Source organism: Roseococcus microcysteis, assembly GCF_014764365.1.
Taxonomy (GTDB): Bacteria; Pseudomonadota; Alphaproteobacteria; order Acetobacterales; family Acetobacteraceae; genus Roseococcus; species Roseococcus microcysteis.
On sequence record NZ_CP061718.1, the window covers coordinates 3,724,888 to 3,750,146 of the forward strand.

Below are 25,259 nucleotides of genomic sequence, written 5' to 3' on the forward strand. Positions count from 1 at the left end.
ATATGGGCGTGCGCCCGGGCCATGTGCGCCCGGCGTCCGGTCTGACCAGCGGGGGATGTCACGCATGGCTTCGGCCACCGATCAGCTTGCTTCCAGCCTCAACTTCGGTGTGCTGGCCAAGGCGACGGAACTCAAGAAACGCATCTGGTTCACGCTGGGCGCGCTGATTGTCTACCGAATCGGCACCTATGTGCCGGTGCCAGGCGTGGACGCGGCCGTCATGGGCGAGATGCTGCGCCAGCATGGCGGCGGCATCCTGGGCATGTTCGACATGTTCTCGGGCGGTGCGCTGGGGCGCATGACGGTGTTCGCGCTGAACATCATGCCCTACATCTCCGCCTCGATCATCGTGCAGCTGATGACGGCGGCCATTCCTTCCTGGGAACAGCTCAAGAAGGAAGGCGAGGCGGGGCGCAAGAAGCTCAACCAGTACACCCGCTATCTCACGCTCTTCATCGCCATCATCCAGGCCTATGGTATTTCGGTGGGGCTGGAGGCGATGCGCGGGGCCTCGGGGCCGGCGGTGGCCGATCCGGGCATGTTCTTCCGCATCTCCTGCGTCATCACCCTCACCGGCGGGACCATGTTCCTGATGTGGCTGGGTGAGCAGATCACGGCGCGCGGGGTCGGCAACGGCATCAGCCTCATCATCTTCGCCGGCATCGTGGCGAACCTGCCCTCGGCGCTGATCTCCACGCTGGAGCTGGGGCGGACCGGCGCGCTCTCCACCTTCTTCATCATCTTCTTCCTGCTGGCGGCGCTCGCGGTCATCTTCGGCGTGGTCTATGTGGAGCGCGCCCAGCGCCGCATTCCCGTCCAGTATCCGAAGCGCCAGGTGGGCAATCGCATGTTCGGCGGCGAGGCGACGCATCTGCCGCTGAAGCTGAACACCGCGGGCGTGATCCCGCCCATCTTCGCCTCCTCGCTGCTGCTGCTGCCCGCGACCGTGGCCGGCTTAAGCGCGGAGCCCGGGGCCGAGGGCTGGCTGAACTGGATCACGAACCTACTGGCCCATGGGCAGCCCATGTATATGGGCCTATATATGGCGCTGATCGTGTTCTTCGCCTTCTTCTACACGGCGGTGGTCTTCAACCCGGCCGAGACGGCCGACAATTTGAAGAAGTATGGCGGATTCGTTCCTGGTATCCGGCCAGGCCAGCACACGGCCGACTATCTGGACCGCACGCTGACGCGGTTGACGGTGGTGGGCGCCATCTACCTGGTCATTGTCTGCCTGATCCCCGAGATATTGATCTCGAATTATGGCGTGCCTTTCTACTTTGGTGGCACCTCTCTGCTCATCATCGTGACGGTAACGATGGACACGGTGGCGCAGGTTCAGTCTCATCTCTTCGCCCATCAATATGAGGGCCTGATCAAGAAGGCCCGGCTGGGCGGACGCGGCCCGAGGCCGCGGTGAGGAGGAAGTGATGAACCTGATTCTCCTGGGCCCACCCGGTGCCGGCAAAGGCACCCAGGCCAAGCGGCTGGAGGAACGCTTCGGCGTCGTCCAGATCTCGACGGGCGACATGCTGCGCGCCGAGGTGAAGGCGGGCTCAGAGATCGGCCGCCAGGCCAAGGAGATCATGGAGCGCGGCGAATTGGTGCCGGACAAGCTCATCACGGCCATGATCGTGGCCCGGGTGCAGCGGCCGGACGCCCAGAAGGGCTTTATCCTGGACGGCTTCCCGCGCACCGTGCCTCAGGCTGGCGCGCTGGACGAGGTGCTGCGGGAGAACGGCCTGACGCTCGACCATGTGATCGAACTGCGGGTGGATGACGCGGCGCTGGTGGAGCGCATCTCCGGCCGGTTCACCTGCGCGTCTTGCGGCGAGGGCTACCACGACAGCTTCAAGCCGCCGAAGGTGGCCGGCGTGTGTGACGTCTGTGGCGGCACGGAATTCACCCGCCGCGCGGATGACCGCGCGGAGACGGTGGGCGCCAGGCTGGCCGCCTATCACAAGCAGACCGCTCCGCTGCTGCCCTACTACGCGGCGCAGGGCAAGTTGAGCAGCGTGGACGGCATGGCCGAGATGGCCGATGTGACGGCGGCGCTGTCGAAGATTCTCAGCCCAGGCGCTTGACGGCGCGCAGGGCTCGCTCTATTGCCTCCGCTCTTGCGGGCGGGGCGTGTCGTGTTCGGCAGCCTTCGGCCGCGCTCGGCATTTGTGGACGAAGGAATTGCTCACCCATGGGTCATCTCCCATGGGGCGGGCGCATCAAGGGACGGTCCCCGAGGGGGCTGCAGGAGCTGCAACGTGGCGCGCATCGCTGGCGTGAACATTCCCCCGAACAAGCGCGTGGTGATCTCGCTGCGCTATATTTTTGGCATCGGCCCGCAGAACGCGAAGCAAATCTGCGCGACCGTCGGCATTCCGGATGAGCGTCGCGTGAACCAGCTCACCGATGACGAGATCATGAAGCTGCGCGAGGTGATCGACCGCGATTTCCGCGTGGAGGGTGACCTCCGCCGTGAGAACGCGATGAACATCAAGCGCCTCATGGACATGGCCTGCTATCGCGGCCTGCGTCATCGCCGTGGCCTGCCGGTGCGCGGCCAGCGCACGCACACCAATGCCCGCACCCGCAAGGGCAAGGCCGTGCCCGTGGCCGGCAAGAAGAAGGTGACCAAGTAAGATGGCCCGTCAGCCCAGCTCGCGCCCCCGCAAGAAGGAGCGCAAGAACATCAGCTCCGGCGTGGCGCATGTGCTTGCCACCTTCAACAACACCATCGTGACCATCACGGACGCGCAGGGCAACGCCATCGCGTGGTCCTCCTCCGGGTCCAAGGGTTTCAAGGGCAGCCGCAAGAGCACGCCTTACGCCGCGCAGATGGCTGCTGAAGATGCCGGCATGAAGGCGCGTGAGCACGGCATGGAGACCGTCGAGGTCGAGGTGTCGGGCCCTGGCTCGGGCCGCGAATCGGCGCTGCGCGCCCTGCAATCCGTGGGTTTCCACGTCACCGCCATCCGCGACGTGACGCCCATCCCGCACAATGGCTGCCGCCCGCGCAAGCGTCGGCGGGTCTGACGCCAAGGAGCCTGCCCCTTTGCTCGAACGCAACTGGCAATCGCTGATCAAGCCGGAAAAGCTCCTCGTGGAGTCCGGCTCTGCCGATCTCCGCCAGGCCACCCTGGTGGCGGAGCCGCTGGAGCGCGGCTTCGGCATGACGCTCGGCAACGCGCTGCGCCGCGTGCTGCTGTCCTCGCTGCAGGGGGCGGCCGTCACGGGCGTGAAGATTGACGGCGTGCTGCACGAATTCAGCAGCCTCACCGGCGCGCGGGAGGATGTCACCGACATCATCCTGAACCTCAAGCAGCTCGCCATCCGTTACCAGGGTGAGGGCACCAAGCGCCTGATGCTCACGGCCACCGGTCCTGGCGAGGTGACGGCGGGCCAGATCCAGACGACGGGCGACATCGAGATCGCGAACCCGGAGCTGGTCATCTGCACGCTGGACGATGGCGCCAAGCTCTCCATGGAGCTGATGATCGGCACCGGCCGCGGCTATGTCCCCGCCGCCATGAACCGCGCCGAGGATGCGCCCATCGGGATGATCCCGGTGGATGCCATCTACTCGCCGGTCCGCAAGGTGTCCTACCGGGTGGAACCCACCCGCGTGGGCCAGGTGACCGACTATGACCGCCTGGTGATCTCGGTGGAGACGAATGGCACGCTGGTGCCCGAGGATGCCGTGGCGCTCGCCGCCCGAATCCTGCAGGACCAGCTGGCCCTCTTCGTCACCTTCGAAGAGCCCCGCGAAAAAGCGCGCGAGGAGGTGCATGACGACCTGCCCTTCAACCGCAACCTGCTTCGCAAGGTGGATGAGCTGGAATTGTCGGTCCGCAGCGCGAACTGCCTGAAGAACGACAACATCGTCTACATCGGCGACCTCGTTCAGAAGACCGAGCAGGAAATGCTCCGCACGCCGAACTTCGGCCGCAAGTCGCTGAACGAAATCAAGGAAGTGCTGGCCTCGATGGGTCTCGCGCTCGGCATGCCCATCACCGGCTGGCCGCCCGAGAACGTCGAGGATCTGGCGAAGAAGGTCGAAGAGCCGTTTTAACCGCCTCAGGCGCCGGCGCGCTTCGCGCGCTGGGCTTCCGCCGCGCCACTGGTGCGTGGGCGGGGAGGGCAGTTGGGCGGCGCCGGCCACCTTGTGGCCGGATACTCAATAAGTGGTGGCCCGGCTGGGCCGCTGGTGTGATACGAACTGTTCGCCCCGATGGGCGCTGATGGAGTGGTGTGATGCGTCACGGTATGGCCAATCGGAAGCTGGGCGTCACCTCGACGCACCGCGCCGCCATGTTCCGCAACATGGCGACGAGCTTGATCAAGCACGAGCAGATCAAGACCACGCTGCCCAAGGCGAAGGAGCTGCGCCCCTACGTGGAGCGCATCATCACGCTGGGCAAGCGCGGCGACCTGCACGCCCGCCGTCAGGCCTATGCGGTGATCATGGACCAGAAGGTGGTGGACAAGCTCTTCACCACCATCGCGGACCGCTACAAGACGCGCCAGGGTGGCTACACCCGCGTGCTGAAGGCCGGCTTCCGCTATGGCGACGCCGCCCCCATGGCCGTGATCGAACTGGTGGACCGTGACCCCGCCGCCAAGGGCCAGGACAGCGGGCCGGTGGCCGAGAAGGACGAGGCGCAGGAGGCGGCGTAAAGCTGACACTCCGTCCTGCGGGCAAGAAAGGCGAGGGGGCAACCCTCGCCTTTTTTTATGGCCGCCTGTCGAGATAGGCTGGGCCAGCGGCTCATGGTGTCGAGGGCATTCGCCCTCACCCTGAACCGGAGAAGACACCATGGAATACGTGATGCTGTTCGCGGAGACGCCCGCCGAGCGAGGCCGCCGCGAGACCCAGGATGCTCCCGCCTATTGGGGTGCCTGGAGCGCCTACATGGAGGCCCTGCAAGCCGCGGGTGTCATGCGCGGTGGCGCTGGGCTGCTGCCGCCCGAAGCAGGCACCACGCTGCGTCTGCGTGGTGCGGAGCGCCTGGTGCAGACCGGCCCCTTTGCCGACAGCGAGGAACAACTGGGCGGCTATGTGCTGCTGGATGTGCCCAACCTCGATGCCGCGCTGGAATGGGCGGCCCGTGCGCCCTGCGCCGGGGCCGGGGCCGTCGAAATCCGTCCCATCCTCCCGGCGGGGGGCTGACCCATGCAGGCCATGCTGCTTTTCGCCCAGCCTCCCGGGCGCATGGGCGTCGCCGCCACCCTCGCCGCCTGGACCGCCTATATGGATGCGATGAGGACCGCCGGCGTGATGCGGGGTGGACAACGCCTGGCCGCGCCGGATGCCGCCACCACGCTGCGCCTCAAGGATGGCGTCCGCCACGTTCAGGACGGCCCCTATGCCGACAGCCCTGAGCAACTGGCTGGCTTCGTGGTGATCGAGGTACCCGACATGGCCGCCGCGGTGGAGTGGGCGGCCCGTTGCCCGGGCGCCATCGACGGGGCGGTCGAAATCCGCCCTCTGCTGCCGCCTCCTGCGTGAGTGCGGCCCGGGCGGCTGAGCAGGCGGCGCGGGGGCCTATGGTCGCCTCGTCGCCCTGCTGGCCGCCCGCACCGGTGACGTGGCGGCCGCCGAGGACGCTTTGTCCGATGCCTTCCAATCCGCCTTGCGCCATTGGCCAGGGACGGGTGTGCCGGATCGGCCTGAGGCGTGGCTGCTCACGGTCGCCCGGCGCAGGCTTGGGCATGCCCGGCGCCACCGCGGCGTGGCGGATGGGGCACGTGTCGCGCTGGAATGGCTCGCCATGCCCGATTCACCGGAGGAATTGCCGGACCGGCGACTGCAGCTCATGCTGGTCTGCGCACACTCCGCCATCGCGGCGGAGGCCCGCGCGCCGTTGATGCTTCAGACGGTGCTGGGCCTCGATGCGGCGCGCATCGCCTCCTGCTACCTGACTTCACCCGCGGCCATGGCGCAGCGCCTGGTTCGTGCCAAAGCGCGGATCCGCACCGCGGGCATCCCCTTCGAACTGCCAGGGCCGGAGGCGCTGCCGACCCGCCTCGCCTCTGTGTTGGAGGGCATCTACGGCGCCTATGGCACGGGTTGGGCGGATGTCTCCGGGGCCGATGCCGCGGTGCGCGGATTGGCGGAGGAGGCGATCTGGCTCGCCCGTGTCGTGGTGGCTCTCAGCCCCGATCCCGAGGCGCGCGGCCTGCTCGCCATGATGCTCCATGCCGAGGCGCGGCGCCCGGCAAGGCGGAGTGGTGGCGCCTATGTTCCGCTCTCGGAGCAGGACACGGCACTATGGTCACACCCCATGATGGCCGAGGCGGAGGCGCTGTTGCGCGAAGCCGCCAGGGCCGGGACCTTGGGGCGCTTCCAGCTCGAGGCGGCGATCCAATCCTTCCACATCTCCGCTCGCCTGACGGGGCAACGGGCGGACGGCGCCCTGCTCGCGCTCTACGACGCCTTGGCGGACATCGCGCCCACGGCCGGGGTGCTGGTCGCCCGCGCCGCTGCCCTGGCCGAGGCCGGGTATCCGGCTGCCGCCCGCACGGCGCTGGATGCCCTGGAGCCTGAGCTCGCGCGGCACCAACCCTGGTGGGCCACGCGGGCCCGTGTCATGGCCCTGCTGGGGGATGCCTCAGGCGCGCGGGAGGCGGCACGGCGTGCGGCGGCGTTGACCGAGGATCCCGCCGTGCGCGCGTTCCTGCTGGCTGGCCTGTTCCAATCCGCATAGACAAGCCCGCCCATCGCGCGGATGGTCCGCCGCATGACAATATCCAAGACGGTCGCCGTGGTGGGCGCCGGCCCCGCGGGCCTCATGGCCGCGGAGATTCTGGCCCAGGGCGGCGCGCGCGTCACGGTCTATGACGCCATGGCCCGGCCGGGCCGCAAATTCCTGCTGGCGGGGCGGGGTGGGTTGAACCTGACCCACAGCGAGGCCCTGCCGCGCTTCCTCACCCGCTATCCCGCGCCCATGCGCGCCTTCATCGAGGCCTTCCCACCCCAGGCGCTCATCGCCTGGTGCGAGGCGCTGGGTCAGCCGGTCTTCACCGGCAGTTCGGGCCGCGTCTTCCCGGTGGCGATGAAGGCTTCGCCCTTGCTGCGTGCCTGGCTGCGGCGGCTGGAGGCGCTGGGCGTCGCGCTCCAGGCCGGCTGGCGCTGGCGGGGCTTCGGGACGGGCACCACCCTGCGCTTCGACCAGGGCGAAGTGGCGGCCGATGCCGTCATCCTGGCCTGCGGCGGTGCGTCCTGGCCGCAACTGGGCAGCGACGGCGCCTGGGTCGGGGCCTTTCCCGCAGCGGCCGTCGCGCCCCTCGCGCCCGCGAACATGGGCTTCGAGGTCGCATGGTCCGCACCCTTCGCGGAGCGTTTCGCCGGGACGCCGCTGAAGCGCATCGCGCTCAACGCGCGCGGTCAGTCCTGGCGCGGCGAGGCGATGGTCTCGGCGCGCGGCATCGAGGGCGGCGTCGTCTATGCCGCGGCGGCCACCCTGCGCGCGGCCACCCCCACCACCATCAGCCTCGACCTGAGGCCCGACCTCGACCTCGCCACGCTACGCGCCCGGCTGGGCGCTGGCGCGCAATCCCTGGCCAACCGGCTGCGCCGCGCGGGTCTTGCCCCGGTCGCCGCCGGGCTGGTGCAGGAGGCGTTGCGCGCCGGCGCCCGGCGGGAGGACATCGCGGGATTGGTGAAGGCGCTGCCTCTCCGGCTGGAGGCGCCCATGGGCCTGGCCCGCGCCATCTCGACGGCGGGCGGGCTGCGCTGGGAGGAGCTTGACCCGCGCCTGATGCTGCGCGACCGCCCCGGCATCTTCTGCGCCGGCGAGATGCTGGACTGGGAGGCCCCCACGGGCGGCTACCTGCTGCAAGGATGCTTCGCCACCGGCCAGGCGGCGGGGCGGGGGGCGCTGGACTGGCTCAGATCGCCTTGGGCGGCACCAGCGACATCAGCCGGTTCCTGAGCCCCGGCGGCAAGGCGCCCACGATCCGCGAGATCACGTAAAGGCGGCGCGGGTAGACGATGCGCAGCTTCCCCCGCTCGATTCCCTTCAGCGTGCGCGCCGCCGCCTGCTCGGCCGTCATCAGCCAGGGCATGGGGAAGGCGTTGCGCTCGGTCATCGCGGTGCGGACGAAGCCGGGGCAGACCGCGTGCAGCCGGATGCCGCGCGCGCGCTCGGTGGCGTCCCGTGCCTCGGTCCAGCGCTGCACCGTGGCCTTGCTGGCGCTGTAGGCGGGGGCGGAGGGGCCGGCCACGAAGGCCGCCAGCGAGGCCACCACCGCCACATGCCCGCGCCATCCATCGGGGCCGGGCGTCTGTTCGGCCATCACCTGCAGGGCGGGCAGGGTGGTGTTCATGGCGCCCAGGATATTCGTCTCGAAGATGTCGCGCGCGGCGGTCGCGGCCTCGGTCGCGTGGCCCGTGCCGGCGCTGACGCCCGCATTGGCGATGACCAGGTCCAGCCGCCCCGCGTGAAGAATCCAGTCATCCATGGCCGCGCCGTCGCGCACATCCACGCAGCGCGTATGGACCTCGGCGCCCAGGGCGCGGCAGGATTCCGCCACGGCCTCCAGCACCTCGGCACGGCGGGCGCCAAGGTGCAGCGTGGCGCCAGGCCGCGAGACGGCGCGCGCCAGCGCCGCCCCCAGGCCGGAGGAAGCGCCCGTGATCAGCACATGGTCGAAGGGCATCGCTGGACTCCCGGGGCGCGGCGCGGGACAAGCCGCGACATGACAATATCCCTGCAAAGCATGACGGGCTTCGCGCGGGAAGCCGGAACCCTGCCGGACGGCGCCGCCTATGCCTGGGAACTGAAAAGCGTGAACGGGCGCGGCCTGGACCTGCGGCTGCGCCTGCCGGGCGGCTTCGACGCGCTGGAACCCGCCCTGCGCGAGGCCGCCGCGCGGCGGTTGAAGCGGGGCAACGTCCAAGTGGGGCTGGCGCTGCGGGCCGAGGCCCGCCCCAGCCTCGCGCCCGACCCCGTGGCGCTCGACCAGGCGGTGCGGCTGGCGCAGGAACTGGCCCAGCGCCTGGGCGCGCCGCCCCCTCGCGCCGAGGCCCTGCTGGCCCTTCCCGGCGTCATGCGCGCCGAGACCACCGAACCCGACGAGGCCGCCGAATCCACCCGCCGCGCGGCCCTGCTGGCGGGGTTCGAGCGGGCGCTGGATGGCCTCCTCGCCTCGCGCGGCGCGGAGGGGGCGCGGCTGGCGGCCATCCTCACGGCGCTTCTCGACGAGATCGAGGCCCTATGCGCCGCGGCCGCCGCCGAGGCCGCGACCCAGCCCGCGCAGCAGCGCGACCGATGGCTGGAAAGCCTGGCCACCCTGCTCGACGACAAGGCCCGTGCCCGTATCCCGGAGGAGCGGCTCGCGCAGGAAGTGGCGCTGCTCGCCACGAAATCCGATGTGCGGGAGGAGCTGGACCGCCTGGCCGCCCATATCGCCGCCGCCCGCGCCCTGGTGGCGGCGGGCGAGGGGGCGGGCCGCAAGCTCGATTTCCTCGTGCAGGAATTCGTGCGCGAGGCGAACACCCTGTGCAGCAAATCGGCCAGTGTCGCGCTGACGCGCACGGGCCTTGACCTCAAGGCGGCCATCGAGCGGCTGCGGGAGCAGGCGGCGAATGTCGAGTGAAGCCCCCAAACCCAGCCGGCGCGGCGTCTGCCTCGTGCTGGCGGCCGCCCCCGGCGCGGGCAAGACCAGCGTCTCCCGCGCCCTGCTGGCCGTGGAGCCGGAGCTGGAACTCTCCATCAGCGCCACCACCCGCGCCCCCCGCCCCGGCGAGCAGGAGGGGGTCCATTACTTCTTCCGCAGCGCCGCGGAATTCGACGCCATGGCCGAAGCCGGTGAGCTGCTGGAACATGCCCGCTTCCTGGGCCGCGCCTATGGCACGCCGCGCGCGCCGGTCGAGGCCGCGCTGGCGGCGGGGCGCGACGTGCTGTTCGACATCGAATGGCAGGGCCACCGCCAGCTCCGCGCCAAGCTGCCCGAGGATGTGGTGGGGGTCTTCCTGCTCCCGCCCTCGCTGGCCGAGCTGGAACGGCGCCTGAACGCCCGCGCCCAGGACACGCCGGAGGAGATCGCCCGCCGCATGGAGGCGGCGCGGCACGAGATGGAACACTGGCACGAATTCGACCACATCCTGGTCAATGACGATTTCGACCGGACCGTGAGCGACGTGCGCGCCATCCTGCACGCCGCCCGCACCGAGCGGGACCGGTTGCCCGGCATGGCCGCCTTCATGGAGACCCTGCTCGGTGCATGAGGCGGCCCTGGTGGTGCTGGAGGTGGTGGCCCCCATCTTCGCCATCATCCTGATGGGCTACCTGGCCGCCCGCCGCCGCTGGATCCAGGAGGCGGGCTTCGCGGGCATGAACGCCTTTGCCTTCAGCCTGGCCGCGCCGGCCCTGTTGTTCACCGCCGGCACGGCGGGGCACACGGGCGGGGGGCTGGCGGCGCTGGCCTTCTTCCTGGGCTGCGGTGTGCTCTATGCCTTCACCCTCTGGGGCGCGGGGCGCGTGGGCATCCCTTTGGGGGCGGCGAACGCGCTGGGGCTGAACGTCACCTTCGGCAACACGGTCATGATGGGCATTCCCCTGGTGGCCGCGGCCTTCGGCCAGGCGGGGCTTTCGGTGCTGCTGGCCATCCTGGCGCTGCACGCCATGCTGCTGCTCGGGGTCGGGACAGTGGTGGCCGAGTTGGCGCAGAACAATGGCGCGCGGCCGCTCATGCTGCTGCGAAGCACCCTCGCGGGTGTGGCGCGCAACCCGGTGGTGATGGCGGTCTTCCTCGCCCTGATCTGGAGCAGCCTTGGCCTGCCGGTGCCGGCGGCGGCGCGCACCACGCTGGAGATGTTGGGCGCCGCCACGCCCCCGCTCGCGCTGTTCTGCCTGGGGGCGAGCCTGACGGGCTTTGCCGCCGCGGGCCTCTGGGCGCAGACGGGGGTGATGGTGGTGCTGAAGCTGGCCGCTCTCCCCTTGCTGGTCTGGGGCTTCTGCCGCCTGCTGGGGGTAAGCGAGTTCGAGACCTCCGTCGCCGTGCTCACCGCCGCCCTGCCCACCGGCGCCAATGCGTTCCTGCTGGCGCGGCGCTATGCCACGGGGGCCGATGGCTCGGGGGCGGCGGTGCTGATCTCGACGGTGCTGTCGGTGGTGACGCTTTCGGCGCTGTTGACGCTATTCCGGGCGGGGTGAGGCCTCACTCCACCTCCAGCGACGCCTCCAGCCCCAACGCCACCGCCAGCGCGTCCAGCCGCCGCAGCACGCTTTCGCCCGCGAAGACGCCGGCCCCCTGGTCGAGGCGCAGCACCAGCCGCTGCCCGCGCCGTTCGAGGTGCGTGGCTTCCAGCAGCGAGGGCACGCCGCCCGAAAGGGTGTAGCCCAGCCGCAGCGCGGCCCCGAGGGTCTCGGCCCGGCGCGTGGTGGCGGCCGAGAGCAGCAGCCGCGCCGGGGCCAGGAAGGGCGCCAGCGGGTCGGCCTCGTAGCGCAACGCCGCCACCAGCGCGAGATAGGCGCGGGCATGGTGGTCCAGCCCCACCCCGTGCAGCCGCAGCAGCCGCAGGAAGGCCTGTTCGGCGCGGTATTCAGGGTGGTCGCGGCTGCCGCTGTCGCTGATCCAGCAGGCGGCGGCCCGCAGGGCGCTGTCGGCCTCGCCCTCCTCGGCCAGGGGTTCCAGCCAGCGCAGCAGGGCGGGCGGCAGGCCCATGTCGCGCCCATTGCGCTGCGCGATCTCACGCGCGGCGGCCAGCAGGGGGTCCTCGTCGCGCTCGCGGGGGGGAGGCGTTGGGCATACCAGCCCTCGCGCAGCCCATTCGCCGAGAAGACCACCCGCGCCGCACCCGAGGCACGCAGCAACCGGCGCATCACCACCGCGGCGAAGGGCAGGTCCGCCAGGCGCTTGCTGGGCGCGGCCGGCATCCGCTCCAGCGACTTGCGCGGCGCGTTCATGATGACGCCCGCGAGGTCCCGTGCCTCCTCCCGCCGGATGGCGTAGTGGTGGACGATGTTGAGCGGATAGCCCGTCTGCACGATGTGGATGCGCGCCAGCGCCCGGAAGGTGCCACCCACCAGGAACAGGTCCTTCAGCGGCGTGGCGCCCAGCCAGGGCACGGATTTCAGCTCGGCCTCCGCGATGGCACGGGCGCGGGTGGCATCGCCCTCCGCCCGCTCGCCCAGGCGGATGGTGCCGATGGGGAGCGAGGCCGTGTCGGTGATGCGCCCCTGCGAGAGCCGCACCAGTTCGAGCGAACCCCCGCCCAGGTCGCCCAGCACGCCATCGGCCATGGGCACGCCCAGCAGCAGGCCCTCGGCCGAGAGCCGGGCCTCCTCCTCGCCGGTGAGCACGTTGAGGCGCGCGCCGGGCATGACGCGGGCCATCTCCTCCAGGAACTGCGCGCCGTTGGTGGCGTCGCGCACGGCGGCGGTGGCCATCACCTCCAGCGGTTCGGCGCCCATGCCGCGCGCCAGGGCGTGGTAGCGGCCGAGCACGGTGAGGGCCTGGGCGGCGGCGGCCTCGTTCAGTTCGCCGGTGGTGTGCAGACCACGGCCCAGCCCCAGCACCGCCTTCTCATTGAAGATGACATGCGGGTTGCGGCTGAGCCCCTCATAGACCACCAGCCGCACCGAGTTGGAACCCAGGTCCACCACGCCGGTGCGGATGCGGGTGGTGATGTGCGAATCCATACAGTCAGTCCTGATGCAGCCGGTCTTGTCGGGCGCGGCGGGAGGTGGCCGAGCGCACGGGCCGTGACAGCGCGCTGCCCCGGCCGGAGAGCGAGGGGTTGGTCATGAAGTATTCGTGCGCCGAGAATTGCCGCGGATCGGGCGCGCGGCGGCGCCAGGTGCCGTCGGGCTCCAGATCCCAGCTTTGCGCGGCGTCGCGCAGGTTCACCACCATGATCTGGTCCAGCACCTGGGCATGGACGGTGGCGTTCTCCACCGGGACCATGGTCTCGACACGCCAATCCATGTTGCGCGCCATCCAGTCGGCGCTGGAGATGTACACACGCGCGCGGCGCGAGGGCATGCGGTGGCCGTTGCCGAAGGCATAGACGCGGCTGTGCTCAAGGAAACGGCCCACGATGGATTTCACCCGGATGTTGTCCGACAGGCCAGGAACGCCCGGACGCAGGCAACAGATGCCGCGCACCACGCATTCCACATGCACGCCGGCCTTGGAGGCCCGATACAGCGCGTCAATGAGGTCGCGGTCCACCAAGCTGTTCATCTTGAGCCAGATGGTGGCGGGCTTGCCCTCGCGCGCGAAGGCGATCTCCTGCTCGATCAGGCCCATGAGCGTCGGGCGGATGGTGAGCGGCGCGAAGGCGAGCTTCTCCATCGCCTCGGGCCGCGCGTAGCCGGTCATGTAGTTGAACAGCTTGGCGGCATCGCGCGTCAGCGTGGGCTCGGCCGTGAAGTAGCTGAGGTCCGTGTAGATGCGCGCGGTGATGGGGTGGTAGTTGCCCGTGCCGAAATGGGCGTAGCTGCGCAACCCGCCCCCCTCGCGCCGCACCACCAGCGACACCTTGGCGTGGGTCTTCAGCTCCACGAAGCCGAAGACGACCTGCACCCCGGCCGCTTCCAGTTCCCGCGCGATGGAGATGTTGCGCTCCTCGTCGAAGCGGGCCTTCAGCTCCACCATGGCGGTGACGGATTTGCCGGCTTCGGCCGCCTCGATCAGGGCGCGGGCGATCGGGCTGTCGCGGCTGGTGCGGTAGAGGGTCTGCTTGATGGAGACGACGGAGGGGTCGCGCGCCGCCTGGCGGAGGAACTGCACCACCACGTCGAAGCTCTCATAGGGGTGGTGGACCACGATGTCCTTGGCGCGGATGGCGGCGAAGCAGTCGCCGCCGAAATCCAGGATGCGCTCGGGGAAGCGGGGGTGTAGGGGGTGAAGAGCAGGTCCGGCCTATCGTCCACGATCATCTGCGAGAGGTCGGCCACGCCCAGCAGCCCGTTCACCGTGAAGATGCCGTCGCGGGCGGCGTCCAGCTCCTCCGCCACGAACTCGATCATGTCGGTGGGCATGCGCGCATCCACGGCCAGGCGGATGGCGCGGCCGCGGCGGCGGCGCTTCAGCGCGGTCTCGTAGGAACGGACGAGGTCCTCGGCCTCCTCCTCGAACTCCACGTCGGTGTCGCGGATCAGGCGGAACAGCCCGCGCTCGGCCACGATGAAGCCGGGGAAGAGGTGGTGCAGGTTCAACGTCACCACATCTTCCAGCAGCGCGAAGCGGATGCCCTCCTCGCCATTGGGCAGGCGGATGAAGCGGTCCACCTGGGGCGGCAGCGGGATCAGCGCGCGCATGGTCCCGCCATCCTCCTCGCGCACCAGCTTCAGCACCATGCACAGCGCCAGGTTGGAGATGAAGGGGAAGGGGTGCGCCGGGTCCACCGCCAACGGCGTCAGCACGGGGAAGACGCGGTCCTGGAAGAAGGCCTCCAGCCAGGCGATGTCCGGTTCGCTCAGCGCATCGGCATCCAGCAGCGTGACGCCGGCGGCGCGCAGCTGCTTGTGCAGCGTGGTCCAGGCCGTCTGCTGACCCTCGATCAGCTTCAGCGCCCGCTGGTGGATGGCCTGCAACTGCTGGGTGGGTGAGAGACCGTCGGGCGAGGGGGTGGTGACGTTCTCACGCTCCTGCCCCACCAGCCCGGCCACGCGCACCGAATAGAATTCATCCAGGTTGGAGCCCGAGATGGCCACGAAGCGCAGCCGCTCCAGCAGCGGGTGCTGGGGGTTGGCGGCCTCCTCCAGCACGCGGGTGTTGAAGTCGAGCCAGGACAGCTCGCGGTTGAAGAAGCGGCCGGGCTCCTGCGCGGGTTCGGGGGCGGGCGGGGCGATCTGGGGCAGGGTGACGGCGCTGGGCATGGGCGGCAACCTACAGCAACCGGGCATGGTCGCGCAGGTGGTCCGGCGGCGCTGTCTCAAAACCATCATCATCATCGAGCATGGGCGCAAGGGCGGCCAAAGCGGAGCGCAGCGTGGGCCGGGCATGGGTGCCGAGCGTGGCCCTGTCGAGCCGCGCCACGGCCTCCTCCATCGCGGCCGCGCTGCGCGGCAGGTGCAGCCGCAGCCGCGCGCCCAGCCCCGGGTCGAGGAACAGCTGCCGGTCGGCAAGGTGCTTGGCGAAAAGCGCGTCCAGCAGGGCGTCGGAGGGTTCGTTGGTCATCGCGACCGCCGTGGCGGCGAGGCGCGAGCGCAGATCGGGCAGCGCCACACCCCAGCGCGAGGGCGCGGCGCGACCGGCCATCAGCAAGGGCAGGCCGGCCTCGGCGCAGGCGTTGATCAGGTGGAACAGGGACGCCTCCTCGCCCAGGGCATCGGCCATGTCCAGCGCGATGCCGCGGGTGGGCGCCTCGGGCAGGCCGCGCAGGGCCGGTCCCTCGCGCAGCTCCCAGCCATGGGCGGCCGCCATCATGTGCAGCAGGTGGGTCTTGCCGGTACCGGGGGGCCGGCCAGCAGCAGCCGCCCATGCGGCCAGCGGTCGGGCTCGGACAGCCAGCGCAGCGCCTCCTCGTTGCTGGCGTCGGCGATGAAGTCGGCGGCGGCGAAAGAGGGGGCGAGTTCCAGGGGCAGGGCGAGCTGGATCACGGCCCATCCCCCGGCCGCGGCGGGTCGAGATAGACCGGGCTGTCCAGGTAGCGGCGCAGCCAGTAGCGCGCCAGCACGCCCACCGCGGCGGCGATGGGCACGGCCAGCAGCACGCCCAGGAAGCCGAAGGCCACGCCGCCCGCGAACAGGGCGAAGATCACCCAGACGGCATGCAGCTCCACCCTGTCGCCCAGCAGGCGGGGGTAGATGACATAGCCTTCCAGCACTTGGCCGAGCACGAAGATGCCCACCACCAGGATCACGCCGTTCCAGTCGCCCCATTGCCCGATGGCCAGCAGCACGGAAAGCGCGAAGCCGGTGAGCGATCCCACATAGGGAATGAAGGAGAGCAGGCCCGAGACGAGGCCCACCATCAGCCCCAGCTCCAGCCCCACGGCCGAAAGGGTGATGGCGTAGAAGGCCCCCAGCGCCAGGCAGCACAGCAGCTGGCCGCGCAGCCAGGCGGACAGCACCCGGTCCACGTCGCGCGCCAGCTGCAGCACGGTGGGGGCGGAGCGCCGGGGCAGCCAGCGTTCCAGCCTTCCCATGATGCCCGGCCAGTCGCGCAGCAGATAGAAGCTGACCACCGGCGTCACCACCGCCAGGGTGAAGACGTGGAACAGCGCCATGCCCTGGCCCAGCAGCCGCGTGGCCGAGGTGCCGAGCCAGCCCACCATGGTCCCCGCCTGGCTGATGATGAGTTCGCGCAGCCGCGCATCCACCATCTCGGGCCCGGCCGCTTCCTCCAGCGCCAGCAGGAAGTCGCGCAGGGCCGCGTTGATGGTGGCGATGTAGCCGGGCAGGCGCGTCAGCAGCACGCCGATCTGCGCCAGGATGAGGGGGTAGAGCAGCAGCACCGCCAGCAGCCCCAGCAGCAGCAGCATCGTGACCAGCAGGATGGCCGAAAGCCAGCGCGGCATGCCCAGCCGCGCCATGCGGCTGGCCAGGGGGTCGAGGAAATAGGCGATGCAGGCGGCCAGCACGAAGGGCGTCAGGATGGCCGAGAACATCCACAGCCCCAGCAGCAGCGCGAGGCCCACCCCCGCCAGCAGCGCCAGGCGCTGGCGGCGGCTCGGGCCCGTGGGCGGCACGCGGCCCCGTCCGGGTGGCGGGGCGGGAAGGGGCGGCAGGCGCGTCACCATGTCGGGCGGCATCAGCCGAGGCCCTTCAGGCGCCGCGCGGCGCCGATCACATAGGCGATGCCGGAGGCCAGCGTCGTGGCCGCGACCAGCCAGATCAGCACCTCCAGCGCCAGCGGCATGGCGGGGCCCAAGCCCGCCGTGAACAGCGCCAGCGCCGCGAGGCCGATCTGCAGCGCGGTGTTCACCTTGGAAACCAGGATAGGCTGTATCACGGGCCGCTGCCCCACCATCCAGAGCAGCAGCAGCCCGCCCACGATCAGCACGTCGCGGAACACCACCAGGATGGCCAGCCAGTCGGGCAGCACCTGGATGGCGGCCAGCGTCACATAGACCGAGACCAGCAGCGCCTTGTCCGCCACCGGATCGAGCAGCGCGCCGATCTGCGAACGCGCGTTCAGCACCCGCGCGAGCCAGCCATCCAGCGCATCCGACAGCCCCGCCGCCATGAAAACGAGGAAGGCGAGGTCCAGCCGCTTCTGCAGGATCAGCCAGATGGTGGCCGGCACGGCCAGCAGCCGCACGAAGGTGATGATGTTGGGAAGCGTCAGCAGGTCATGCGTGGGGCCCGGCGCGGGCGCGCCGGGTGGGGTCGAGCCGGGGTCAGGCTCACCTGCCGCCAAGGCCCACCTGCCAGACCGGCCCGCCGCTGTCCACGAAGAGACCCATGGCCGAGAGGCTGGAAGCGGCCTCGGCGGGCAGGCTGCGCAGCCCCAGCCGCACCCGCGCCGTGTCCATGTTCATGGCCAGCACCTCGACGCTGACCACGCTGCCGGACTGCATCAGGCGCCGCCGCAGTTCGAGCCAGGCGGGCAGGGAGCCCAGCACGGCCTCGGCCTCGATGGTGGAGGTCGCCGCCATCGGAATGTTGAGGGCGAGGCCGCCGGTGCCAGGCGCCGGGCCTCCCGCCATGCCGCCGCCCACGGACCGGCCCAGCGCCGCGCTGACGGCGCCCGGCGAGAACTGCACCGTCACGCGCCCGATATAGCGGGTGGCGGTGGTGCGCTCCTCCTCGATGATGATCGCGGCCACCATGGATTCCAGCTGGGAGGCCGGCGGCGCCGCACGCGATTCGCCCAGCGCCTCGGCCATGCGCTGGAAGGCGATGCGCGCGGCGGAGGCCTGCGCCAGCTCCCGCGCCGCCACCGCATTGGCGGCCGTGGCCTCGGCCGGCACGCCACGTTGCACCAGGGGGTTGTCCTGCGCCGCCAGGGGGAGGCAAAAGACGGCCGTGAGCATGAGGCCGAGCAGGCCGCGCCGCAGCGCCGCCCTCATCCGGGCGGGCATGGTCGCGGCCCGCGCGGTCGTCCTGTATCCTGCATCCAAGGCGGCTGTCCTCCTGACCGGGGTGCATCGCACCGTGTTGACTTAGCCCATCGGAGGCGACCCTGAACAGTTCGCACGACAAAGACCCGACCCCCAATGGGCTGACCTATGCGCAGGCCGGCGTGGATATCGAAGCCGGCGACGCGCTGGTGGAACGCATCAAACCCCTCGCGCGTTCCACGGATCGTGCGGGAACCATGGGTGGCCTGGGCGGCTTCGGCGCCCTGTTCGACCTGAAGGCGGCCGGCTTCACCGACCCCGTGCTGGTCAGCGCCACCGATGGGGTGGGCACCAAGCTGCGCCTGGCCATCGAGGCCGGGCGGCATGGCGAGGTGGGGGTGGACCTCGTCGCCATGTGCGTGAACGACCTGGTGGTGCAGGGCGCGGAACCGCTGTTCTTCCTGGACTATTTTGCCACCGGCAAGCTGGAGGTGGCGCACGCGGCCGAGGTGGTCTCGGGCATCGCCGAGGGCTGCCGCCAGGCCGGCTGTGCCCTGGTGGGCGGTGAGACGGCCGAGATGCCCGGCATGTACCATGGCGGCGACTATGATTTGGCCGGCTTCGCTGTCGGCGCGGCCGAGCGTGGCGCGCTGCTTCCGCGCGAGGTGGGCCCGGGCGATGTGCTGGTCGGCCTGTCCAGTTCCGGGGTGCATTCCAACGGCTTCTCGCTGGTCCGGCGCATCCTGGAGGCGAGCGGCGCGCGGCTGGACGCCGAGGCGCCCTTCGCCCCCGGCAAGACCCTGGCCGAAGCGCTGCTGGCCCCCACCCGCATCTATGTGAAGCCGCTGCTGGAACTGCACCGGGCCGGCATGCTGAAGGCCGCCGCCCACATCACGGGCGGGGGCCTGCCGGGCAACCTGCCCCGCGTGCTGCCCGAGGGTGTGCGGGCCGTGCTGGACGCCGGCGCCTGGACGCCGCCACCCGTCTTCCCCTGGCTGGCCCGCGCCGGCGGCGTGGCCGAGGCCGAGATGCTGCGCGTCTTCAATTGCGGGATCGGCATGGTGATCGTGGTCGCGGCCGAGCGCGCCGATGAGGCCGTGGCACGGCTCAACGCGGCCGGCGAGACCGCCCAGCGCATCGGCACCATCGAGGCCGGCGGCGGCGAGGAAGCCGAGGTGGTGATGCGGGGCCGCCTGTTTTCATGACGCGGCCCAAGGTCGCGGTCCTGATTTCGGGCCGCGGGTCGAACATGGCGGCGCTGCTGGAGGCGGCGGCCGCGCCTGATTATCCGGCTGAGATCGCCCTCGTCCTCTCCAACCGAGCCGATGCGGCGGGCTTGGCCCATGCCGCCGGTCGGGGCGTGGCCACCGCCCTGGTCGAAAGCCGCGGCCGGACGCGGGAGGCGTTCGAGGCAGCGCTCCAGGCCGAACTTTCCGCCCATGGCATCAAGCTGGTCGCGCTGGCGGGCTTCATGCGGGTGCTGACCGAGGGCTTCGTCCGCGCCTGGGAGGGGCGGATGGTGAACATCCACCCCTCGCTGCTGCCCGCTTTTCCGGGGCTGGACACCCATGCGCGGGCGCTGGCCGCCGGGGTGCGGCTGCATGGCTGCACCGTTCACCTGGTCACACCCGGGGTGGATGAGGGGCCCATCATCGCCCAGGCCGCCGTGCCGGTGCTGCCCGAGGATACCGAAGCGGAACTGGCCGCCCGGGTCCTGGCCGAGGAACACCGGCTCTACCCGGCGGCGCTGGCCTGGCTGGCCTCCGGACGGGTGCGGCTGGAGGGCGGGCGCGTGGTGGGAACGCTCCGGGCCGCGACGGGGGCCTTGATCAACCCCTTGCCCGGATACGCGCCGCTTCCTACACATCGCGCCAAGGATTGAGGAGAGCCCTGAGATGGCCCAGCAGCACCATGAGATCGAGTTCGTCGAAGTGAAGGCCGAGGACATCATGTCCGAGCGCCAGGGCATCTATGACGCCTTCATGGCGTCCATCCCCTGGGCCGTGGGCGCGACCGCGGTGATCCTGGTGCTGATCTACCTGATCTGGGGCTGAGCCCCGAAGCGTCAGGGGGGCGGTCACCCGCCCCCCGATCTCGTTCAGCCGACGATTTCGCTGCCGGCGAAGAAGTAGGCGATCTCGATGGCCGCGTTCTCGGCGCTGTCGCTGCCATGGACGCTGTTGGCCTCGATGCTCTCGGCGAACATCTTGCGGATGGTGCCCTCGGCGGCGTTGGCCGGGTTGGTGGCGCCCATCAGCTCGCGGTTCTTGGCCACGGCGTTCTCGCCTTCCAGCACCTGCACGACCACGGGGCCCGAGGTCATGAAGGACACCAGCTCGCCATAGAAGGGGCGGGCGGCGTGGACTTCGTAGAACTTCTTGGCCTGCGCCTCCGTCATGTGGATGCGCTTCTGCGCCACGATGCGCAGGCCATTCTCCTCGAACACGGCGTTGATCTTGCCGGTGAGGTTCCGGCGCGTGGCGTCGGGCTTGAGGATGCTGAAGGTACGTTCAATGGCCATGGGGTTATTCCTGCCGTTGGGAGTGGCGCTGGCCGGGCGGATAGGGGCAGGCCGCCCCGCGCGCAAGCCCTCAGCCCTTTATTCCCCGCGCGGACGCGCTGACGGCGGGGCGCACCCCGCGCTATAACCCCGCGCATGACCGTCCTGACCCTCCGCGACCTGACCCTGCGCATGGCCGGCCGCCCGCTGCTGGAGGGTGCCTCGCTGCAGGTGGATACGGGCCGCAAGATCGGCCTGGTGGGCCGCAACGGCGCCGGAAAGTCCACCCTGATCCGCGCCATCCTGGGTGAGGTGGGGCTGGATGGCGGGGACATCCGGCTCGCCGCCCGCGCCCGCATGGGCCATGTGGCGCAGGAGGCGCCGGCGGGGTCGGAGAGCCTGCTGGACATCGTCCTCTCCGCCGACACCGAGCGCGCCGCCCTGCTGGCCGAGGCCGAAGCCGGCCCCGAGCCCGTTCGCGCGGCCGAAATCCAGGAACGCCTCATCGCCATCCAGGCCGACAGCGCGCCGTCGCGCGCGGCCACCATCCTGGCGGGCCTCGGCTTCGACGCGGCGGCGCAGGCGCGGCCCTCTTCGGAATTCTCGGGCGGCTGGCGCATGCGCGTGAGCCTGGCGCGCGCCCTCTTCCTGGAGCCCGACCTGCTGCTGCTGGACGAGCCGACCAACCACCTGGACCTTGAGGCGGCGCTCTGGCTGGAGGGCTGGCTGCAGCGCTTCTCGGGGGCGGCCATCGTCATCAGCCATGACCGGGGCATGCTCGATCGCTGCGTGGATTCCATCGCGCATCTCGATCAGCGGCGGATCACGCTCTACCCCGGCAATTTCGAGAGCTTCGTGCGCATCCGCACCGAGCGCGCGGCCCAGCAGGCGGCGCAGAACGCGCGCATCGCGGCGCAGCGGGCGCATATGCAGTCCTTCGTGGACCGTTTCCGCGCCCAGGCCACCAAGGCGCGCCAGGCGCAATCCCGCCTGAAGGCGCTGGAGCGACTGCCGCCCATCGAGGCCATCGTGGAGGACAGCGAGACCCATTTCGCCTTCCCCGAGCCCGAGCAGCTCTCGCCGCCCATCCTGAGCGTGGCCCGCGGGGTGGTGGGCTATGGCGAGCGCGCGGTACTGCGCGGCCTCGACATCCGCATTGACCAGGAGGACCGGATCGCGCTGCTGGGCGCGAACGGCAATGGCAAGTCCACGCTGGCGAAGCTGCTGGCCGGGCGGCTCGGCCTCATGGCCGGCGAGATGCACCGCGACCGGCGCATCCGCGTGGGGTATTTCGCGCAGCACCAGGCCGATGAGCTGAACCCGGACGGCACGCCGCTCTCCCACATGCAGGAGGCCCTGCCGCGCGCGACCCCCGCGCAATGCCGGTCCCAGCTCGCGCGCTTCGGGCTGGACGCGGACCGGGCCGAGACCCGCGTGACGGCGCTCTCGGGCGGCGAGAAGGCCCGGCTGCTGCTGGCGCTGACCACGCGCGAGGCGCCGCACATGCTCATCTTGGATGAGCCCACCAACCACCTCGACATCGATGCGCGCGAGGCCCTGGTGCGGGCCCTGGCCGACTACCAGGGCGCCGTGCTGCTCATCAGCCACGACCCGCATCTGGTGGAGCTGGTGGCGGACCGGCTCTGGCTGGTGGCCGATGGCGCCGTCACCCCCTTCGAGGGCGACCTGGACGACTACCGCGCGCATCTCGCGCAGCGCGCGCGCGGCGGCGCCAAGCCCAGCGAGGCGCCCCCCGTTCGCCGCGACGAACGCCGCGGCCGCGCCGAGCAGCGGCAGAACCTGGCCCCCCTGCGCCAGCGCCTGCGCGAGGTCGAGGCCGCCATGGAAAAGCTGAACGCCGAGGCGCGCGTGATTGACGACGCGCTGGCCGACCCGCGCCTCTATGACCGCAACAAGCCGGACCTGATCGCGCGCGCGACCGCCCGCCGCGCCGCCATCGCCAAGGAGGTGGCCGCGCTGGAGGAGGAATGGCTGGAACTCAGCGAATCGCTGGAGGCGGCGTGAACCGCCAGGACAGCATCCGCGCCCGCACCAACCGCGATTGGGATGGTGCGCCCTACTATGCCCAGGCCGAGGCCTGGCTGGGCTTCTTCTGGTCACCCGAGAAGCCGGTGCTGAAATACTTCAAGCGGCTGGATCTCTCGCGCACCATCGAGCTCGCCTGCGGGCATGGCCGCCACGCCGCCCAATGCCTGGACCGCGTGGGCGAGATCACGCTGGTGGATGTGGACGAGAGCAACATCACCCATTGCCGCCAGCGCTTCGCGGGCGACGCGCGCGTGCGGTACGTGGTCAACAACGGCCACGATCTGGCGGACTGCGACATTGGCGCCCACACCTCGCTCTACTGCTACGACGCCATGGTGCATTTCGAGTTGCTGGATGTGTTCACTACATCCGCGAGATGCATCGCGTGCTGGTGCCGGGCGGCCTCGCCCTGCTGCACGTCTCGAACAACATGCAGGATCCGGGCGGATTCTATCAGCAGAATGACCGCTGGCGGAATTTCGGCAGCGTGGACGTGGTGCGCCATGTGGCCGACCGTCTGGACATGCCCTGCATCGCGCATGAGATTTTCGACTGGGGGGGAACGCCGAAGGTGGATGGCCTCGTCCTGCTGGAGCGCCGACCATGAGCCTTTCGCCCATCCCCCTGCCGCATGGCATCCGGAGCCGCATGGTTCCCCATGTGAACGGCCTGACCATGCATGTGCTGGAAGCGGGCCATGAGACGCCGGGCCGCCCGCTGCTGCTGCTACTGCACGGCTTCCCGGAGCTGGCCTATTCCTGGCGGCATGTGATGCGGCCGCTGGCGGCCTCGGGCTTTCATGTCGTCGCGCCCGACCTGCGTGGCTATGGCCGCACCACGGGCGCCGACACGCGCTATGACGGGGACCTCGCGCAGTTCCGCCAGATGAATTTGACGCGCGATGTGGTGGGGCTGGTCCACGCGCTGGGCCACAAGCGGGTGCATGCCCTGGTGGGGCATGATTTCGGCTCGCCCGTCGCGGCACATGCCACGCTGGTGCGGCCCGACATCTTCCCGGCCGTCGCCTTGATGAGCGCGCCCTTCAGCGGCCCGCTCGCGCTGCGCGACGGCACGCCGCCGCCCGCGCAGGACATCGTGGCCGAGCTCGCTTCCATCGGGCGCAAGCATTACCACTGGTATTACTCGACGCCCGAGGCCAATGGCGACATGACGGGCGCGCCGCAAGGCCTGCCCGCCTTCATTCGCGGCTACTACCACCACAAGAGCGCCGACTGGGCGGAGAACAGGCCCGTTCCCCTGACGGCCTGGAGTGCCGCGGAACTGGCGAAGCTGCCCACCTACTATGTCATGAACCTGCACGAGGACATGGCGCAGACCGTGGCCCCCCACACCCCCCCGCAATACAGCCCCTGGCTGACCGAGGAGGATGTGGGTTTCTACGCCGGCGAATACGCCCGCACCGGCTTCCAGGGCGGGCTGAACTGGTACCGCATCCGCACCTCGAAACGCTTCGACGCCGACATGGAGGCCTTCACCGGCCGCACCATTGACGTGCCCAGCATCTTCATCGCCGGCGCCTCGGACTGGGGCATCCATCAATCGCCCGGCGCGCTGGCGCGGATGAACGGCACCGCCTGCACCGACATGCGCGGCGTGCATCTGGTGGAGGGCGCGGGCCATTGGGTGCAGCAGGAACAGCCTGAGGCCACGACGCGACTGCTGCTCGACTTCATCAACACCCTGCCGGGCTGAACCCGGCCGGACCCCCGAGGGAGGTTTTTCCATGCTGACCCGCCGCGCCAGCCTTGGCGCCACCATGGCCGCCTTGGCCGCACCCAGCCTGGCGCGGGCCCAGGGCACGCCGCTGCGCCTCATCGTGCCCGCCCCCGCCGGCGGCTCCACCGACATCCTCGCCCGGGTGGTGGGGGAGCGCGCGGGGCAATTGCTCAACCAGCCCGTCGTGGTGGACAACCGCGGCGGCGCGGGCGGCATCATCGGCACCGAGGCGGCGGCCCGAGCGGCCCCGGATGGCAACACCCTGGTCCTGGGCCACAACCAGACCCATGCCTCCAACCAGTGGATGGCGCCCAGCCTGCCCTATCACGTCGTGGAAAGCTTCGTGCCCGTGGCGCGGCTCGCCACCGTGCATCATGCCACCGTGGTGCCCGCCAATTCCCGCGCGCAGGACATGGCGGGGCTGGCGGCCATGGGGCGCAATGGCGGGCGGGTGAACTACGCCTCCTCCCAGGCGGGCAGCGCGAGCCATGTCATCGCCGAGACCTTCGTGCGGCGCATGCAGATGGAGGCGACGCATGTGCCCTATCGCGGCGGCGCGCCGGCGGTGACGGACACCATCGCCGGGGTGGTGGATTTCTTCGTCTCGACCTGGCCGCAGATCGTGACCTTCGTGCGGGATGGCCGGGTGCGGGCCCTCTCGGTCGGCGCGCCCATGCGCCTGCCGGAATTCCCGAACATCCCCACCACCGAGGAAGCCGGCGTGCCCTTCATGGCGGTGGATGCCTGGTTCGGCCTCTTCGCGCCGCGCGGCACGGCGGAGGCGCGCGTGGCGCAACTGGGCGCCGCCTTCATCGCCGCCCTGGGCGAACCGGCGGTGGCCGAGCGCGCGGTCCGCGCCGGGCTGAACAGCGCCCCGCTGACGCCGCTGGAGTTCACCGCCTTCCATTTGGAAGAGGTGCAGCGCTGGCGCGAGATGGCCGAACTCACCGGCATCCGCATGAGCAGCTGAACCGGATGTGATCGCGGCGCGCTTCCCCCTTGCGCGCCGCGCCCGCTCGC

Annotated in this window: 28 protein-coding genes and 4 pseudogenes; 22 read left to right on the forward strand and 10 right to left on the reverse strand. The window is 70.6% G+C overall.

The window, feature by feature from the left end:
* Window positions 1–64: 64 nt before the first annotated feature.
* The 11 genes and pseudogenes from secY (at window position 65) to ICW72_RS18055 (ending at window position 7,928) form a co-directional block, all read left to right on the forward strand.
* On the forward strand, window positions 65–1,420 hold the full coding sequence (secY, locus tag ICW72_RS18010) for a preprotein translocase subunit SecY (RefSeq protein ID WP_191083936.1): 1,356 nt from the start codon (window positions 65–67) through the stop codon (window positions 1,418–1,420).
* Window positions 1,421–1,430: 10 nt separating this feature from the next.
* A complete protein-coding gene (locus ICW72_RS18015; RefSeq protein ID WP_191083937.1) occupies window positions 1,431–2,084 on the forward strand; it encodes an adenylate kinase in 654 nt (217 codons plus the stop codon).
* Window positions 2,085–2,258: 174 nt separating this feature from the next.
* Window positions 2,259–2,636 (forward strand): 30S ribosomal protein S13, encoded by a 378-nt coding sequence (gene rpsM, locus ICW72_RS18020; RefSeq protein WP_184385341.1) that lies wholly within the window; start codon window positions 2,259–2,261, stop codon window positions 2,634–2,636.
* Between the two features lies 1 nt (window position 2,637).
* Entirely contained in the window at window positions 2,638–3,030 is a 393-nt protein-coding gene (rpsK, locus tag ICW72_RS18025; RefSeq protein WP_184385343.1) for a 30S ribosomal protein S11, read from the forward strand.
* On the forward strand, window positions 2,996–4,066 hold the full coding sequence (locus ICW72_RS18030; RefSeq protein ID WP_191083938.1) for a DNA-directed RNA polymerase subunit alpha: 1,071 nt from the start codon (window positions 2,996–2,998) through the stop codon (window positions 4,064–4,066). The genes rpsK and ICW72_RS18030 overlap by 35 nt, the downstream gene beginning before the upstream one ends.
* Before the next feature lie 182 nt (window positions 4,067–4,248).
* Window positions 4,249–4,671 (forward strand): 50S ribosomal protein L17, encoded by a 423-nt coding sequence (gene rplQ, locus ICW72_RS18035; RefSeq protein ID WP_191083939.1) that lies wholly within the window; start codon window positions 4,249–4,251, stop codon window positions 4,669–4,671.
* Window positions 4,672–4,810: 139 nt separating this feature from the next.
* Window positions 4,811–5,164 carry a YciI family protein gene (locus tag ICW72_RS18040; RefSeq protein WP_191083940.1) on the forward strand — a complete coding sequence of 118 codons (354 nt, stop codon included), beginning with the start codon at window positions 4,811–4,813 and terminating at the stop codon, window positions 5,162–5,164.
* A gap of 3 nt (window positions 5,165–5,167) precedes the next feature.
* Window positions 5,168–5,503 (forward strand): YciI family protein, encoded by a 336-nt coding sequence (locus ICW72_RS18045; protein ID WP_191083941.1) that lies wholly within the window; start codon window positions 5,168–5,170, stop codon window positions 5,501–5,503.
* A 52-nt stretch (window positions 5,504–5,555) separates the two neighbouring features.
* Window positions 5,556–5,711: pseudogene (locus ICW72_RS21435) on the forward strand (sigma factor); the annotation flags it as partial.
* 54 nt (window positions 5,712–5,765) lie between these two features.
* Window positions 5,766–6,701: an RNA polymerase sigma factor gene (locus tag ICW72_RS18050; RefSeq protein WP_223880668.1), complete on the forward strand. Its 936-nt coding sequence runs from the start codon at window positions 5,766–5,768 to the stop codon at window positions 6,699–6,701.
* 33 nt (window positions 6,702–6,734) lie between these two features.
* Window positions 6,735–7,928, forward strand: coding sequence for a BaiN/RdsA family NAD(P)/FAD-dependent oxidoreductase (locus ICW72_RS18055; protein ID WP_191083942.1), 1,194 nt, complete (start codon window positions 6,735–6,737; stop codon window positions 7,926–7,928).
* On the opposite strand, the gene ICW72_RS18060 is transcribed toward ICW72_RS18055, so the two are convergent.
* Window positions 7,885–8,655 (reverse strand): SDR family NAD(P)-dependent oxidoreductase, encoded by a 771-nt coding sequence (locus tag ICW72_RS18060; protein ID WP_191083943.1) that lies wholly within the window; start codon window positions 8,653–8,655, stop codon window positions 7,885–7,887. The two genes, ICW72_RS18055 and ICW72_RS18060, sit on opposite strands and share 44 nt — an antisense overlap.
* Window positions 8,656–8,694: 39 nt before the next feature.
* On the opposite strand from ICW72_RS18060, the gene ICW72_RS18065 reads away from it, so the two are divergent.
* Genes ICW72_RS18065 through ICW72_RS18075 form a run of 3 tightly spaced genes read left to right on the forward strand, consistent with a single transcriptional unit; the run spans window position 8,695 to window position 11,153 of the window.
* Window positions 8,695–9,594 carry a YicC/YloC family endoribonuclease gene (locus tag ICW72_RS18065; RefSeq protein ID WP_191083944.1) on the forward strand — a complete coding sequence of 300 codons (900 nt, stop codon included), beginning with the start codon at window positions 8,695–8,697 and terminating at the stop codon, window positions 9,592–9,594.
* Window positions 9,584–10,225 carry a guanylate kinase gene (gene gmk / locus ICW72_RS18070; protein WP_191083945.1) on the forward strand — a complete coding sequence of 214 codons (642 nt, stop codon included), beginning with the start codon at window positions 9,584–9,586 and terminating at the stop codon, window positions 10,223–10,225. Before ICW72_RS18065 ends, gmk begins: the two co-directional genes overlap by 11 nt.
* Window positions 10,218–11,153 carry an AEC family transporter gene (locus ICW72_RS18075; RefSeq protein WP_223880669.1) on the forward strand — a complete coding sequence of 312 codons (936 nt, stop codon included), beginning with the start codon at window positions 10,218–10,220 and terminating at the stop codon, window positions 11,151–11,153. Before gmk ends, ICW72_RS18075 begins: the two co-directional genes overlap by 8 nt.
* 4 nt (window positions 11,154–11,157) lie before the next feature.
* Here ICW72_RS18075 and ICW72_RS21250 read toward each other — a convergent pair whose 3' ends face one another.
* From ICW72_RS21250 to ICW72_RS18110, 8 genes and pseudogenes are all read right to left on the reverse strand, one after another.
* Window positions 11,158–11,664 carry a hypothetical protein gene (locus tag ICW72_RS21250; protein WP_332308943.1) on the reverse strand — a complete coding sequence of 169 codons (507 nt, stop codon included), beginning with the start codon at window positions 11,662–11,664 and terminating at the stop codon, window positions 11,158–11,160.
* 137 nt (window positions 11,665–11,801) lie between these two features.
* A pseudogene (locus ICW72_RS21255) lies at window positions 11,802–12,641 on the reverse strand (Ppx/GppA phosphatase family protein); the annotation flags it as partial.
* A 4-nt stretch (window positions 12,642–12,645) separates the two neighbouring features.
* A pseudogene (locus tag ICW72_RS18085) lies at window positions 12,646–14,825 on the reverse strand (RNA degradosome polyphosphate kinase).
* A gap of 10 nt (window positions 14,826–14,835) precedes the next feature.
* Window positions 14,836–15,375 carry a P-loop NTPase family protein gene (locus tag ICW72_RS18090; RefSeq protein ID WP_191083946.1) on the reverse strand — a complete coding sequence of 180 codons (540 nt, stop codon included), beginning with the start codon at window positions 15,373–15,375 and terminating at the stop codon, window positions 14,836–14,838.
* The gene (locus ICW72_RS18095) at window positions 15,372–15,548 is read right to left on the reverse strand and encodes a hypothetical protein (RefSeq protein WP_191083947.1); all 177 of its coding nucleotides are present in this window, start codon (window positions 15,546–15,548) and stop codon (window positions 15,372–15,374) included. Before ICW72_RS18095 ends, ICW72_RS18090 begins: the two co-directional genes overlap by 4 nt.
* Window positions 15,545–16,702 carry an AI-2E family transporter gene (locus ICW72_RS18100; protein WP_223880670.1) on the reverse strand — a complete coding sequence of 386 codons (1,158 nt, stop codon included), beginning with the start codon at window positions 16,700–16,702 and terminating at the stop codon, window positions 15,545–15,547. Before ICW72_RS18100 ends, ICW72_RS18095 begins: the two co-directional genes overlap by 4 nt.
* On the reverse strand, window positions 16,702–17,310 hold the full coding sequence (locus ICW72_RS18105) for a CDP-alcohol phosphatidyltransferase family protein (RefSeq protein ID WP_332308944.1): 609 nt from the start codon (window positions 17,308–17,310) through the stop codon (window positions 16,702–16,704). The genes ICW72_RS18100 and ICW72_RS18105 overlap by 1 nt, the downstream gene beginning before the upstream one ends.
* Window positions 17,297–17,974, reverse strand: coding sequence for a hypothetical protein (locus ICW72_RS18110; protein ID WP_223880671.1), 678 nt, complete (start codon window positions 17,972–17,974; stop codon window positions 17,297–17,299). The genes ICW72_RS18105 and ICW72_RS18110 overlap by 14 nt, the downstream gene beginning before the upstream one ends.
* A 101-nt stretch (window positions 17,975–18,075) precedes the next feature.
* Here ICW72_RS18110 and purM point away from each other — a divergent pair, with 101 nt between their 5' ends.
* Genes purM through ICW72_RS18125 form a run of 3 tightly spaced genes read left to right on the forward strand, consistent with a single transcriptional unit; the run spans window position 18,076 to window position 20,007 of the window.
* The gene (purM, locus tag ICW72_RS18115) at window positions 18,076–19,158 is read left to right on the forward strand and encodes a phosphoribosylformylglycinamidine cyclo-ligase (protein ID WP_269749860.1); all 1,083 of its coding nucleotides are present in this window, start codon (window positions 18,076–18,078) and stop codon (window positions 19,156–19,158) included.
* Complete coding sequence (gene purN, locus ICW72_RS18120) at window positions 19,155–19,835, forward strand: phosphoribosylglycinamide formyltransferase (protein WP_191083949.1); 681 nt, start codon at window positions 19,155–19,157, stop codon at window positions 19,833–19,835. Before purM ends, purN begins: the two co-directional genes overlap by 4 nt.
* Window positions 19,836–19,848: 13 nt before the next feature.
* On the forward strand, window positions 19,849–20,007 hold the full coding sequence (locus ICW72_RS18125) for a preprotein translocase subunit SecE (RefSeq protein WP_191083950.1): 159 nt from the start codon (window positions 19,849–19,851) through the stop codon (window positions 20,005–20,007).
* 44 nt (window positions 20,008–20,051) lie between these two features.
* Here ICW72_RS18125 and ndk read toward each other — a convergent pair whose 3' ends face one another.
* On the reverse strand, window positions 20,052–20,474 hold the full coding sequence (gene ndk / locus ICW72_RS18130; protein ID WP_191083951.1) for a nucleoside-diphosphate kinase: 423 nt from the start codon (window positions 20,472–20,474) through the stop codon (window positions 20,052–20,054).
* Between the two features lie 135 nt (window positions 20,475–20,609).
* On the opposite strand from ndk, the gene ICW72_RS18135 reads away from it, so the two are divergent.
* From ICW72_RS18135 to ICW72_RS18150, 5 genes and pseudogenes are all read left to right on the forward strand, one after another.
* Complete coding sequence (locus tag ICW72_RS18135) at window positions 20,610–22,478, forward strand: ABC-F family ATP-binding cassette domain-containing protein (RefSeq protein WP_191083952.1); 1,869 nt, start codon at window positions 20,610–20,612, stop codon at window positions 22,476–22,478.
* Window positions 22,442–22,795: pseudogene (locus tag ICW72_RS21380) on the forward strand (class I SAM-dependent methyltransferase); the annotation flags it as partial. The gene ICW72_RS18135 and the pseudogene ICW72_RS21380, both read left to right, overlap by 37 nt.
* An 83-nt stretch (window positions 22,796–22,878) precedes the next feature.
* Entirely contained in the window at window positions 22,879–23,109 is a 231-nt protein-coding gene (locus ICW72_RS20820; RefSeq protein WP_223881024.1) for a hypothetical protein, read from the forward strand.
* Window positions 23,106–24,215: an alpha/beta hydrolase gene (locus ICW72_RS18145; RefSeq protein ID WP_191083954.1), complete on the forward strand. Its 1,110-nt coding sequence runs from the start codon at window positions 23,106–23,108 to the stop codon at window positions 24,213–24,215. The genes ICW72_RS20820 and ICW72_RS18145 overlap by 4 nt, the downstream gene beginning before the upstream one ends.
* A 31-nt stretch (window positions 24,216–24,246) precedes the next feature.
* Window positions 24,247–25,209 (forward strand): Bug family tripartite tricarboxylate transporter substrate binding protein, encoded by a 963-nt coding sequence (locus ICW72_RS18150; protein ID WP_191083955.1) that lies wholly within the window; start codon window positions 24,247–24,249, stop codon window positions 25,207–25,209.
* The last annotated feature ends 50 nt before the right edge of the window (window positions 25,210–25,259 follow it).